This is a genomic window from Luteitalea sp. TBR-22, from assembly GCF_016865485.1.
Taxonomy (GTDB): Bacteria; Acidobacteriota; Vicinamibacteria; order Vicinamibacterales; family Vicinamibacteraceae; genus Luteitalea.
The window spans coordinates 3,621,343-3,634,199 of the sequence record NZ_AP024452.1 but is presented as its reverse complement, the minus strand read 5'-3'; the positions used below and the strand labels follow the sequence as shown (position 1 = coordinate 3,634,199).

Annotated in this window: 11 protein-coding genes; 6 read left to right on the top strand and 5 right to left on the bottom strand. The window is 70.4% G+C overall.

Translation table 11 applies throughout. The features are described 5' to 3' along the window. Window positions 1-69: 69 nt before the first annotated feature. Entirely contained in the window at window positions 70-582 is a 513-nt protein-coding gene (locus TBR22_RS15115; RefSeq protein WP_239488676.1) for a DUF1569 domain-containing protein, read from the bottom strand. Further along, window positions 579-2,009 carry a hypothetical protein gene (locus tag TBR22_RS15110; RefSeq protein ID WP_239488675.1) on the bottom strand — a complete coding sequence of 477 codons (1,431 nt, stop codon included), beginning with the start codon at window positions 2,007-2,009 and terminating at the stop codon, window positions 579-581. Before TBR22_RS15110 ends, TBR22_RS15115 begins: the two co-directional genes overlap by 4 nt. Before the next feature lie 58 nt (window positions 2,010-2,067). Here TBR22_RS15110 and TBR22_RS15105 point away from each other — a divergent pair, with 58 nt between their 5' ends. From TBR22_RS15105 to TBR22_RS15095, 3 genes are read left to right on the top strand one after another with little or no spacing between them, the layout of a single operon-like run. Then, on the top strand, window positions 2,068-3,057 hold the full coding sequence (locus TBR22_RS15105; RefSeq protein WP_239488674.1) for a Gfo/Idh/MocA family protein: 990 nt from the start codon (window positions 2,068-2,070) through the stop codon (window positions 3,055-3,057). Continuing rightward, complete coding sequence (locus tag TBR22_RS15100) at window positions 3,054-4,643, top strand: FAD-dependent oxidoreductase (RefSeq protein WP_239488673.1); 1,590 nt, start codon at window positions 3,054-3,056, stop codon at window positions 4,641-4,643. Before TBR22_RS15105 ends, TBR22_RS15100 begins: the two co-directional genes overlap by 4 nt. Beyond that, on the top strand, window positions 4,640-5,161 hold the full coding sequence (locus tag TBR22_RS15095) for a VOC family protein (protein ID WP_239488672.1): 522 nt from the start codon (window positions 4,640-4,642) through the stop codon (window positions 5,159-5,161). The genes TBR22_RS15100 and TBR22_RS15095 overlap by 4 nt, the downstream gene beginning before the upstream one ends. A 93-nt stretch (window positions 5,162-5,254) precedes the next feature. Here the strand turns inward: TBR22_RS15095 and TBR22_RS15090 are convergent, their stop codons facing one another. Further along, window positions 5,255-6,808: a reprolysin-like metallopeptidase gene (locus TBR22_RS15090; protein ID WP_239488671.1), complete on the bottom strand. Its 1,554-nt coding sequence runs from the start codon at window positions 6,806-6,808 to the stop codon at window positions 5,255-5,257. A 282-nt stretch (window positions 6,809-7,090) separates the two neighbouring features. Here TBR22_RS15090 and TBR22_RS15085 point away from each other — a divergent pair, with 282 nt between their 5' ends. The 3 genes from TBR22_RS15085 to TBR22_RS15075 are packed head-to-tail and all read left to right on the top strand — an operon-like array spanning window position 7,091 to window position 8,348. Beyond that, window positions 7,091-7,561 (top strand): EVE domain-containing protein, encoded by a 471-nt coding sequence (locus TBR22_RS15085; RefSeq protein WP_239488670.1) that lies wholly within the window; start codon window positions 7,091-7,093, stop codon window positions 7,559-7,561. Window positions 7,562-7,593: 32 nt separating this feature from the next. After that, complete coding sequence (locus tag TBR22_RS15080) at window positions 7,594-8,067, top strand: hypothetical protein (protein WP_239488669.1); 474 nt, start codon at window positions 7,594-7,596, stop codon at window positions 8,065-8,067. After that, a complete protein-coding gene (locus TBR22_RS15075) occupies window positions 8,064-8,348 on the top strand; it encodes a hypothetical protein (RefSeq protein WP_239488668.1) in 285 nt (94 codons plus the stop codon). Before TBR22_RS15080 ends, TBR22_RS15075 begins: the two co-directional genes overlap by 4 nt. Here the strand turns inward: TBR22_RS15075 and TBR22_RS15070 are convergent. Together TBR22_RS15070 and TBR22_RS15065 are read right to left on the bottom strand one after the other, a co-directional pair. Beyond that, window positions 8,314-10,803, bottom strand: coding sequence for an ATP-binding protein (locus tag TBR22_RS15070; protein WP_239488667.1), 2,490 nt, complete (start codon window positions 10,801-10,803; stop codon window positions 8,314-8,316). The two genes, TBR22_RS15075 and TBR22_RS15070, sit on opposite strands and share 35 nt — an antisense overlap. A gap of 427 nt (window positions 10,804-11,230) precedes the next feature. Next, window positions 11,231-12,829, bottom strand: coding sequence for an ABC-F family ATP-binding cassette domain-containing protein (locus TBR22_RS15065; RefSeq protein WP_239488666.1), 1,599 nt, complete (start codon window positions 12,827-12,829; stop codon window positions 11,231-11,233). Window positions 12,830-12,857: the final 28 nt, after the last annotated feature.

Here is a 12,857-nt window from a genome sequence, read left to right as displayed (position 1 = left end):
CCTACCGGTGCCCGCTGCCCGCCGGTGCGCGGTTTGCCCGGTGCCCGGTGCCCGTCCCCCCGCGCCGCGTCAGCGCCGGCGCGCGATCTGGCGCACGTGGTGACGCGTGTGGCTCCAGTGGAACCGACGCCACTGGTCGACGGTGAAGCCGCCGAGGATGGGGTGAGTGGCGACGCGTGCGGCAGGGGCGAACGCCGCCGCGCAGCGCACCGCTGCCTCGTCGAGGGCCTGCAGGCTGCGGCGCGCATACGCGAGGGCCTCGGCGCCCGCCATCCCCTCTGGCAACGTCATGGCCGGCGCCCTGGCCCCGGTGGGGAACCAGCCCACGTCGACGATCAGCCACGTGAAGAGACGCTGCCGCCATGCCGGCGCCGTGCCCTTCGGCGCGCCGTCGTGCACGCACTTGTCAAGGATGTACGCCGTGGCCGCGTAGGCCTTGCCCAGGTGCTCCAGGATCGCGGCGCGTGACCATCGTCCAGGGGCGCCGGTTTCCCAGTCCGACGACGTGAAGTCGCGGGTGGCCGAGTCGATCAGGTCAAGCGCGCGTTGCAGATGGGGATCGGTGAGCATGTCGCTGCTCACCGGACGCGCTCGGGCAGCGTCAGAGCCTCGTCGAGCAGGGCCCGCAGGTGTCGCAGGCGCGCCTGCCCGTCGGGTGGGTTGTGGTAGCCGATGCGTCGCTCCTCCGCGGTCAGGTCGGCGAAGTCCTTTGCCGGCTCGAACTGCGAGCCTTCGTGCCACTCGTTGAACGAGTTGACGTACGCGAGGAAGAAGCGCCGCGAGCCGTTGCTGGTCGTCGGCCTGGCCTGCAAGCCCGTGGTGGCCTCGAACGACTCGCCGATGCGCGCGAGCGCGCTCGCCTGTGCCGCCCGGCGAGCCGCCGAATCCGTCCAGTCGGGGTGCGCGCCACCGGGCTCGAACCCGAGCGGGCCGCCGTAGCAGGGGTCGACCTCCGGGGGCGGCGGGGGCTGGCGATCCGGGTACCTGTCGAACCCGGGGTTCACGTTGAAGGAGAAGACGAGGCCGACGTCGGTGGCATCCTGCGCGATGCGCGTCCACTGCGGCGGCGTGACGAAGTTGTCGTAGACGGCGAGGCCGTCGAAGCCGGCGGCGCCGGTGCGCCCCACGTCGAGCGAGTCGGCCAGCAACCACACCCGCGAGAAGTCGCGTCGCGTCGCCTCGCGCACCGCATCGGTCTGCCGACGCCAGTCGTCGTCGGACGTGTAGTCGGGCACCTGGAAAATCCGCCCGACGCAGTCCTGGACCTGGCTGGGAAGGATGGTGCGGAAGGACTTGAACACGGGCGCGACGCGGCCTCCGCCCTCGTCGAGCAGCAGGAACGCGTCCCAGCCCCGCTTGTCACCGTACTCGCGCAGCAGGTACAGCACGTCGTCGGCGTAGCTGCGCGAGCGGTCGTCGCGGTACGGCTCCATGTGGAAGGCCACCTTGATGTCGTGGTCGCGCATCACGTCCAGCACGCGCGGCACGGCCAGGTCGGTGTAGTCGCCGCGGCCCCACCAACTCAGGTTGATCGCGCCTGCCCCGGCCTCGGCGATCCAGCGGGCGTGCTGCTCGAGCACCCGCAGGTCGTACGTGTCGTACGGCCCCAGCCGCGGCATCGACGAGGCGGTGATGTCGGTCGGCGGCGTGTGGTCGGCATCGTTCCAGTGGAACCAGGGCTCGGTGTCGTACCAGGGGTAGTACTCGAACACGAATCGGCGACGGAGGTCGGGAAAGCGGGCCGCGAGCGTCGCGGCCGACGTGCCGGGGGCGGCCTGCGTCGCCCCGGCCCCGAGCGATGGCCCGACCGTGCCCGGCGAGGCAATCGACGAGGCGCCTCGCCAGTGGCGTGCCGGATCGGGCAGCCCCAGCCAGGCCCGCTCGGCGGGCGTGCGGGGCAGCAGGCCCCGGCGTGGCGCAGCGAGGCCGAGGCCCGGAACCGTGGGGAGCGCGGCCCCCGCCGCAGCGGCGGCCAGGCCGGCAAGGAAGGCGCGTCGGGAACGGGGCATGGCGTCCACGTTCCAGCGTACACTCGTTCGGATGCCCTCGGGTGGGGCATCCCGCCTGATGCCTCGTCCCGTCCACATCGCCTTCCTCGGGTGCGGATTCATCACCCGGGTCCACTGCGGGCACCTGCGCCGCCTCGGTCCAGAGGTGGCGGTGGGGTTCGCCAGTCGCGACCTGGCCAAGGCCGACGCGTACCGGCGGGATTTCGGCGGGTTCGCCGCCTGGGACGGGTACGAGGCAGCCATCGACGACCCGCGGGTCGACGCGGTGGTGATCGCCGTGCCGCCGCGCTACCACCTCGAGCTGACGCTCCGGGCGCTCGCCGCCGGGCGCCACGTGCTCGTGGAGAAGCCGGCGTTCCCCGCCATGGCCGACTACCTCACCGTGCTGGAGGCGCGCGATCGCGCCGGACGTGTGGTCATCGTCGGCGAGAACGATCACTACAAGCCGCTGGCCGTGACCCTCCGCCGCCTCCTCGCCGAGGGCCTGGTGGGGGACCTGGTGTTCGCGCACTTCACGACCATCGCGCACCGCCTCAAGGCGGCCGACGACTGGCGCAACGACGAGTCGATGGCCGGCGGCGACGCCTTCTTCGAGGAAGGCATCCACTGGCTGCACGTGGCGGGCAGCCTCGGCCCCACCATCGTCAGGGCGCACGGGTACCGGCCCGCGGTATCGCCAGAGGGGCCCGATCGTCGAGCCAAGAGCCTGCTCGTCTCGTTCACCTACGACTCCGGGGCCGTCGGTTCGCTGTACTACTCGCGGGAGGTGCCCTCGCTGTTGCGCGGCCTGCGGCTGTCGAAGCTGTTCGGCCGCGAGGGCGTGATCACGTTCGAGAGCAATGGCGGCTTCGTCGTGGCGCGTCGGCGCGGGCAGTTGCCGCGGCTCATCCTGCCAGGGTTCCGTGACATCCGCGGCTATCAGGCGATGTATCGCGACTTCGTCAACGGCATCCGTACCGGACAGCCGCCGGAGATGCGTCTCGAGCGGGCAATCGAGGATCAACAGCTGATGGACCAGATCATGGCGACCGCCGCGGAGGTCGCGTGAGCACCACGGAGGTGGCGGGCTACGACCTGGTGGTCGTCGGGTCGGGGGCCGGCGGCGGCACCCTCGCCCACGCGCTGGCCGGCCGCGGGCTGCGCATTCTCGTCCTGGAGCGCGGTCACGAGGTTCCGTCCGAGGCGGAGAACTGGGACCCGGCCGCGGTGTGGCAGGCGCTCCGTTACCGCGCGACGGAACGGTGGGTGGACGGCGCCGGTGAGGAGTTCCAGCCCTACACGCACTACAACGTCGGCGGCAACACGAAGTACTGGGGCAGCGTGCTGTATCGGCTGCGCCGCGAGGACTTCGGCGAGATCGTGCACCGCGACGGCGTGTCGCCGGCCTGGCCCATCACCTACGAGGAGCTGGCGCCGTGGTACGAGCGCGCCGAGCGCCTGTACCACGTGCACGGCGACGCCACGGCCGATCCCACCGAGCCACCCCGCGGCCCGTTCCCGCACGCGCCCGTGCCACATGCGCCGGCGATGGTGCGCGTGATCGAGGGCTTGCGTGCGCAGGGCCTGCACCCGTCGCCACTGCCGCTGGCGCTGGTCGATCCTGGCCTGCCGGGCGGCTGCCGCCTCTGCAACACGTGCAACTCGTTCCCGTGCCGGATCCACCGCAAGGGCGACGCGGATGTCTGCTGCGTCCGACCGGCGGTGCAGGCGGGCGTGACGTTGTGGACCGGGGCGCGGGTGACGCGGGTGCTGACCACCGCCGACGGCTCGCGGGTCACGGGCGTCGAGGTCGAACGCGACGGCCGGACACTGCGCGTCGAGGCGCCGCTGCTGGTGCTGGCCTGTGGCGCGGTCAACTCCGCGGCGTTGCTCCTGCGCTCGGCGACTGCCCGGCATCCGCGCGGACTCGCCAATTCGTCGGGCCTGGTCGGCCGCCGCTACATGGCGCACCTGGCGACGATGATGCAGGGGTTCCACCCGTTCCGGCCGAACGACACGGTGTTCCAGAAGACGGTGGCGATCAACGACTTCTACCTGCGCGGGCCCGGCGTGTCCTATCCACTCGGGCAGATCCAGTCGCAGGGCCGCACGCACGGCATCATGGCCAAGGTCGTCGGCGACACCTGGTTCCGTGGCACGGTCACCTGGATTCCGGTGTGGGCCTACGACGCATGGGTGGCCCGCGGCGTCGACTGGCTGGCGATGTCGGAGGACCTGCCGAGCGAGGACAATCGCGTCACGCTCACCGAGGACGGCCGGATCCGGCTCACGTACGCGCCCAACAACGTCGGCGCGCACGAGCAACTGGTCCGGGAGGCGACGCGCATGCTCAAGCGCCTCGGCTTCTGGAAGGTGATGACCGCATCGCACCGGGCCAAGAACACGACGCACCAGTGCGGGACGCTCGTCTTCGGCCGCGACCCGGCCCGCTCGGTGCTCGACACCTGGTGCCGCGCCCACGACCTGCCGAACCTCTACGTCGTCGACGGGTCGTTCTTTCCCTCGTCGGCGGCCGTCAATCCCGGCCTCACGATCATCGCGCAGGCCCTGCGCGTGGCCGATCACCTGCGGCGCACGGTGCTGCGCCTTCCGGAGGACGCCGCCACCGGCACGGCCGCGGCGCACAGCGCATGAAGGTCCAGTCGTTCAGCCACGTCGGGATCACCGTCTCCGACTTCAACCGCTTCGTGCAGTACTACTGGGACGTGTTCGGCTGCCCGCTCGTCGGCGTGTCGGAGGCTCCACCCGAGCGGGTACGCGCCTTCTTCGGCGTCGGGCGCGATCATCCCGCCCCGGCGTGCAAGATCGGCTGGATCCGCGTGCCCGGTGGCGCGACGCTCGAGATCTTCGGCTTCGAGCCGAAGCTGCCGCCGGAACGCATCCCGTGGAACAAGGTGGGGCAGACGCACTTCAGCTTCAACGTCCGCAACGTGCACAAGTGGCACGACTACCTGCGGGCCAAGGGCGTGGAGATCGTCACCACGCCGGAGCAGTCGCCGCGCGGGCACTGGTTCTTCTTCGTGCGCGACTTCGACGGCAACCTGATCGAGATGATCGACCTCAAGCACATGTACTACGTGCTCGGGTGGCTCGGGCCGCTCGGCGGCTGGCTGTTCCGTCGCGGCATGTACAAGGACTACTACGCGCGCTGAGTCGTCGCGCGACCCCGCCTGATGCACCGAAGGCCGGACCCGAGGGGCCCGGCCTTCTCCATGCCATTCCGCAGCGCCGGCGACCTGAGGCGGCTACTTCCGGCGATTCACCTTCGGCGCCGCCTGGCTGACGGCGATCTGCGTGCCCGCGATCGTGATGGTGGTGCTGCGCGCGCTGCTGCTGTTGGCCTGCGTGGTCACCGTCACCGTGCCGCTGCCGGTGCCGGCGCCGGTGCTCATGCCGACCCAGGTCACGGCCGCGTCGTTGGCGGTCGACCAGCTGCATCCCGCCGTGGCCGTTACCGTCACCGACTTGGAGCCGCCTGTCGAGGCGAACGACAGTGACGTCGTCGAGACCGAGTACGAGCAGGTGGGCGTGGTCGGCGTGGTCGGCGTCGTCGTGCCGCCGACGCTCTTGAAGGCGGCGACCGTCGCGATGTTGGCCGCCAGGGCGCGGGCGTTGTCCTGCGTGCTCGTGCCCATCACGCGGCCGTTGTAGTACAGCGTCGGGCTCGACAGGTAGGGCACCCGCGTCGCGCTGCCGTAGGACAGCAGCGTGCGGAAGGCGCCGGCCGGATCCTGGTAGCCGTACGCGTACGGCGTGGAGGCCGCGCTCGAGGCGTTGGCCGGGTCATGGTGCAGTCCCTGGTTGTGGCCCACTTCGTGTGCGAACGAGAGGTTGCTCACCGCGCACGAGCGATCCACCACATTGAAGGCGTAGGGTGCGTACGAGGTGGACACGGTCGTCATGATGCCGCCGTAGCCGCAGTAGCCGTTGTTCCGGTAGCCCTCGCCGAACAGGGTGACGATGTCGGCGCCGACCTCGTCGCGCTTCGCGTGCACGTCGTTGAGGTAGGCGTCGGTCGTGCCGCGCAGGTTGCTCAGGTCGGTGGTGATGCTGGCGGGGTTCTCGGTGTAATTGACCTGCCCGGCGTAGACCAGGTTGAGCACCGCGTTGACGCCGCTGTTGGCGTACACCAGGTTGGCGTTGTCGATGGAGGCCAGGGCCAGGCTGTTCATGGCCGCCGCGCCACCGGCGGCCAGTTCGGCGCTCGGCGTCCAGACGACCATCACGTCGACCTGCACGGGGGTGCCCGTCAGGGCATCGACCGTCGCCGGCCCGTCGGCGCCAGCCACCACCTGGTCACCCACGAAGTTGCCCGGATCCTCGAGAATCTCGAAGTTGATGCCCTCGAACTCGGGGTCGTCGGTCGGGAAGGCGGCCGAGTCGATTTCGGCGATGCTGTACTGACCGTCGGGCTCGAGGCCGATTTCGAAGACCCGGCCGTCGGCAAAGACGGTGCCCGTCATGACGCCGCGCGCCATGGCGAGGACCGCCTGCTCGCCGTTGTCGCCTCGGCCGATCCAGACGAGCTGGTCGGCGGCCGGCTGCTTGATGCGCGTCCGGGTGAGCACCGGCTGGACGTCGTCGAACAACCGCAGGCGCATCGTGGGGGCGTTGAGGGCGTTCAGGTTCAGGCGGGCCTTCCGTACCCGGCGGCTCGGGACGTCGCGACGCGAGGCGTTGGAGCCCCCCTGTGCAGCGACGAAGAGGTCCGGGGCGGACTGGGCCTGAACCGGCGTGGGAGCGACCGTCGTGACGACGGCGAGAAGGACAGCAGCAGCGAGGGCGAGCGATCGAGGCATGGTGATGGGCGTGTGCACAAAGGGGCGACACGCTGTCTCCCCGTGGTGCACGTGGCGATCCAAGTGCATTTCGCAATGGAATCAACAACTTGCGTGGATAATGCGTCGCTGCTCCCCCAACGTCGCGTCCTAAATCTGACGCCAGAATTACACTTTGGATCCCCAGCTCAACAAGTCAATTTGCCCATGGAATTACGAATGTCGTCGAATGGCTGACTTCGCACGCGCGACAATGTTTTTGGTCGGGCTTGAGCTAACCAAAATCAACTAGGTAGAGGTCAAATGGCATTACGGTATTGGCTGATGAAGGTGGAGCCTTCGGCCTACACGATCGACGATCTTGAAAGAGACGGCCGGACCAGTTGGGAGGGGGTGAGGAACTTCCAGGCCCGCAATCTCATGCGCGACGAGATGCAGGTCGGCGACAAGGTCCTCTTCTATGCGTCCAACGCGTCGCCGTCAGGGGTGACGGGGTTGGCCGAGGTCGTGCGGGCCGCCTATCCGGACCCGTCGGCGTGGACCAAGGGGCACGTGTACTTCGATCCGAAGAGCGACCCGGCCGCTCCGACCTGGTACATGGTCGACATCGGCTACGTGGCCACCTTCGAGACGACCATCGCGCTGGAGACGCTGAAGGCCACCCCGGGTCTCGAGCACATGATGGTCACCCGCAAGGGCAGTCGCCTCTCGGTGCAACCGGTCACGGCGGCCGAGTACGAGATCGTCGTGAAGCTGGGCCGCAAGCGGAAATGAGCGGGTGGCCCGAACCCTGCTAGGGTTCAGGCATGGCATTGCTGGACCGCCTCAGGGCGGAACTGGAGACAGGGGGCGCGCGCATGGCGGGCGCGCACGTGCGCGTCCGACTGCCGCTGAGGCAGGGCCTGATCGACGGACTGCTGGCGCACCTGCCCGGCGTGCCGGCAGGGCTGGCCGTCGCGCTCGGGCCGCAACTGCAGGTGCAGGTGCGGTATGGCGGGCTGCACGCCAACGCCCGCATCCGCCCGTCGGCGACGCTCCGGCCGCGTCCCGAACTGACCGTCGAGCTCGCCTCTCAACTGGTCGCCTGGGGCCTCCGCACAGTGGCCCTGCCGCCCTTCGTGCGCCTCGACGGGCGCCTTGTGCGGGTGGCGCTCGACCAAGGCCCGCTTCACGCGCTGGCGCCGCTGTGGCGCCACGTCCGATCCCTGACGTTCATCCCCACAACCGACGGCCTCGAAGTGGACCTCGAGGCGCGAGTCGACCCCGAGGCACCCCGATGAGCGAACGACGCCTTCTCGCCTGGCTGCAGCAGCAGGTGGCCGCCGGACTTCCAGCGATCGCCGGGACGCGGGTCACCGCGTCGGTGCCCTTGCAGGTGGCCCTCGTCAACGAGCTGATTGCGGAAGCGCTCGCTGACGCAACGACCGCCGCTCCACAGCGCGCTGCGGCGACGCCGACCGCCATCGACGCCACCGCGCTGTTGCGTCACGTCCGATCGGTGCGGGTGGAAGCCGCGCCCGGCGTGATCACGCTGGATGTCGCGCTGGCGATAGGCGAGTGACGACGGCGATCAGGCCTTCACGCGTGATGGGTTTGGGCAGGTGGGCCTGGAAGCCCGCCTCGAGCGCCCGCCGGCGATCGTCGTCGCGCACCAGTGCGGTCATGGCCACCGCGGGCGTGCGCGCCTGGCCGCTCGGAAGGGCACGCACGGCGCGGATGAACGCATACCCGTCCACGCCGGGCATCCCGACGTCGGCCACCAGCACGTCCGGGCGGTAGTCGCAGAGCACGGCGAGTCCTTCGTCGGCTGATTCGGCCGTGGCCACGTCGGCGCCGTGGCTGCGGAGGAACTGCGCGGCAATCTCGCGCGCGTCCTCATCGTCGTCGACGACCAGCACGCGGAGCGGCGCCTGCGCCGTCCTGAGCGGGGCCGCGAGACCGGACGGCGCCTCGGGCGCGGTGCCGGTGCCCGCGCTCGCCGGCGCGCGCAGGGCGGGCATGCACACGGTGAAGGTGGCGCCGAGTCCCTCGCCGCGGCTGTCGGCCCGCACCGTGCCGCCGTGCATCTCGACGATCTGCCGGACCAGGGCGAGGCCGATGCCCAGGCCGCTGTGCCGACGCGTCGTCGAGCCGTCGGCCTGCCGGAAGCGATCGAAGACATGCGGCAGGAAATGGGGGGCGATGCCGGCCCCCGTGTCGCTCACGCGGATGCAATGCTGAGCGCCTTGCGACACGACTTCGACCCGGACGGCCCCGCCGGGCTCGGTGAACTTGACCGCGTTGACGAGCAGGTTCCAGCAGACCTGCTGGAGCCGGTCGGGGTCGCCGTGCACGCGAGCGCCCTCGGCGGCCACGCACTGCAGGCGCAGACTGCGGGCCGCGGCGGCCGGCGTCACCGCGAGCACGGCGTCGTGCACGACCGAGGCGAGGTCCACCGTCTGGGGATCCAGCCGCAGCTTGCCGGCGCTCATCCGGCTCAGGTCGAGCAGATCGTCGATCAACTGCGTCTGCAACCGCGCGTTGCGCGCGATCGTCGCCAGCCCCGACTGCAGCGCCTCGGAGGACCGCGGTCCTGACTGGAGGATCTGCGCCCATCCCAGGATGGCGTTGAGCGGCGTCCGCAGTTCATGGGAGACGGTCCCGAGGAACTCGTCGCGCAGCAGGGTTGCCTGCTCGGCCTCCTGTCGCGCGGCGCGTTCCCGCGTCAGCAACTCCTCGCGCTCCTGCTCCACGCGCCACCTGTCGGTGACGTCCATGGTCACGCCGACCAGGCGCGTCAGCTGCCCGGTCGCGTCGAACACGCCCGTGCAGGTCTCGTCGAGATGCACCACGCGCCCGTCCGGCCTGACGAACCGGTAGGTGAGGCGCACGGTCGGCTGGCGGATGGACATCGGGCCGGTCGTCCGGGCGACGCGCGCCCGGTCGTCCTCGTGGACGTGCGCGAGGTAGGACTGCACGGTACCCCGGTCGGACAGGCCGGCCGGCAGGCCCAGGATCTCGGCGCATTCCGGCGTGCGTGTCACCGCGCCGGTCTCCAGGTCGACCTCGAAGCCGAACGAGCGCGCGGCCGCCAACGCGAGGTGCAGCCGGTGCTCGCGGTCGCGCAACGCGTCCTTCCCACGCCGCTCGTCGGCGACCACGGCGAGCACCAGACAGGTGAACGAGGCGGCCGTCACGAACTGCTGCAGCAGCACGTAGCGGACGTCGGGCTCGAAGCTGCTGCCGAGGACACCGACGCCCATGGTGGTGCCGGCCACGCCGATGAGGGTGGCGGGCAGCAGCGCCAGGGTGGCGCCCCGCACGCCGAAGGCCAGGCTGCTCCACAGCAGCACCGGGAATACCAACCACGTGCGGGCCAGCGCGGTCGGGGTACCGAAGAAGACCCAGGCGCTGACCGCCGACGTCGCGGCCACGCACGCCAGCAACCAGCCCCAGTCACGCCCGCGTCGTGGCCACGGCTGCCCCGCACCCCAGGCCAGCGCCAGCGACGTGACCACCAGCACCCCACCGATGCTGCCCATCCACCAACGCAGCCAGGTGGCGGCGTAGGCGCCCGACGCGACCTCGCCGACCGCCTCCATCGCGCTCACGCCGATGGTGGCGCCGACCGAGGCGGCGATCAGGCCGCCCACGGCCAGCCACAGTACGTCCCGCAGGCGGGTCAAGGCCGGGTCGAGGCGGCCCCAGCGTTCGATGGCGTACGCGCCGGCGTAGACCGCGGCCGTGTTGGCCAGCGCGATGGCCGGCATCAGCCACGGCGTGCGCGCCGTGCCCGCGAGCCAGAACGCGAGCAGGCGAGCCATGAAGATCGCGGGCCAGTAGCCACGGCCGAACAGGATCAGGGCGGCCAGCGCCGCGCCGACGCCCGGGAAGATGGGGGTGCCAGTCCGCCCGTCCGAGGCCCAGAAGGTGCTGAAGTGTGCCGTGACCAGATACACCACGCCCACGACGACAGTGAGGGCGCTGCCTCGGAGCAGGCGTGTCGCGACGGCGGGCGACGGTGTGAGGCGGGGCATCGGGTGGGGGAGCCCACCCGATGGTAGTGCAAGTGCGGCTCAGCCGCGCGGACCGCGTCCGCCGCCGGGACGGCTGCCGCTCGGCGGCGCGCCTCCGCCGGGGGGAGGGCCACTCGGCCGTTGGCCACCGCCCCCATGCGGGCCCATGCCGCTGGGCGGCATGCCGCCGCCAGGAGGCGGTCCGCTGGGGCGGGTGCCGCCCCCGCTCGGATTGCGAGGGCGTGTGCCCTGCGCGGCGGCGCCGCCGGCCATGCCCAGCAGGGCAGCAGCCGTCGAGGCACCGATCAGCAGTCGTCGCAGCGCGACACGGCGGCCCGGATTCTTCACGTCGGACATCAGGTCTCCTTCGGACAAGGCAGGTCGAGTCAGCTTAGGGCAGCTCGACTGGAGAAGACCCGTGAAGAATCTGTGACACCGACGAGCCCACTCAGGCGTGGGCGGCCGCGAACTCCTCGTACGTGCCCTTCCAGTCCTCGATCCCGTCCTTCGAGCAGGACCACACGCGTGTGCCGACCTCGTCGATCAGGTCCTCGTCGTGGGTCACGAGGAAGACCGTGCCCTCGTACTTCTGCAGCGCGACGTTCAGCGCGTTGATCGACTCGAGGTCGAGGTGGTTGGTCGGCTCGTCGAGCACGAGCACGTTCGGCTTCAGCAGCATCAGCCGGCAGAAGAGCAGCCGGGCCGTCTCGCCGCCCGACAACGCCGCCGTCGGCTTGTGGCCTTCCTCGCCGCTGAACAGCATCTGCCCAAGCAGGCCGTGGATGTCCTGCCGGTGCGCGTCGGGCGCGAAGGAGTGCAGCCACTCGACGGCCGTCGTGCCGTGCGGGATCGCGCCGGTGTGGTCCTGGGAGAAGTAGCCCACCGACACCTCGTGGCCCCAGCGGACGGTGCCCTCGTCGCGGCCGGCCGGGTCGCGGTCGACCCCGGGCGCGTCGGCGAGCAGGGCGCGCAGCAGCGTCGTCTTGCCGACGCCGTTGCGGCCGACGATCACGACCTTCTCGCCGCGGTTGACGATGGCCGTGAAGTCGCGCACGACCTCGAGGTCGCCATAGGCCTTCGACACGCCCTTGCACTCCAGCGCGAGCTTGCCCGACGGGCGCTCGATGCGGAAGTTGATGAACGGGCGCTGGATGTTGGACCGCGCGAGGTCGTTGGTCTGCAGGCGCTCGACTTCCTTCTTGCGCGACGTCACCTGGCTCGAGCGCGTGCCGGCCGAGAACCGCGCGATGAACTCGTTGAGCTGCGCGATCTTCTTCTCGCGCTGCGCGTTGTCGGCCTCGATCCGCGACCGGATCTGCGTCTTGGCGAGCACCATGTCGTCGTACCCGCCGGTGTAGGTGATGATCGTCTCGTAGTCGATGTCGGCGATGTGCGTGCAGACGGCGTTCAGGAAGTGCCGATCGTGCGAGATCACGATCAGCGATCCCTCGTACCGGACGAGGAAGTCCTTGAGCCAGTGGATCGAATCGAGGTCCAGGTGGTTGGTCGGCTCGTCCAGCAGGAGGGCCTGCGGGTGCCCGAACAGTGCCTGCGCCAGCAGCACGCGCACCTTCTGCCCGCCCTGCAGCTCGCGCATCTTCTTCTCGTGCAGCGCGTCGGGGATGTCGAGGCCCGCCAGCAGGATCGCCGCGTCGCTCTCCGCGCTGTAGCCGTCCTCCTCGCCGACGATGCCCTCGAGCTCGCCGAGGCGCATCCCGTCCTCGTCGGTCATGTCGTGCTTCTCGTAGAGCCGATCGCGCTCCTCGAGGGCCGACCACAGCCGCGCATTGCCCATGATGACGGTGTCGACGACGCGGAACTCGTCGAAGGCGAACTGGTCCTGGCGCAGGATGCCGAGCTTCTCCGGACGGACGACCGAGCCCTTCTGGGGCTGCAGCTCACCCGTGAGCAGCTTCATGAACGTCGACTTGCCGGCGCCGTTCGGGCCGGTGAGGCCGTAGCGCCGGCCTGCCGAGAAGGTCGTGGTGACGTCGTCGAAGAGGACCTTCGACCCGTACCGCATCGAGACGCCGTGGACTGCAATCATGGGAAGCCTCGCGGCACCTGCCGCAAAC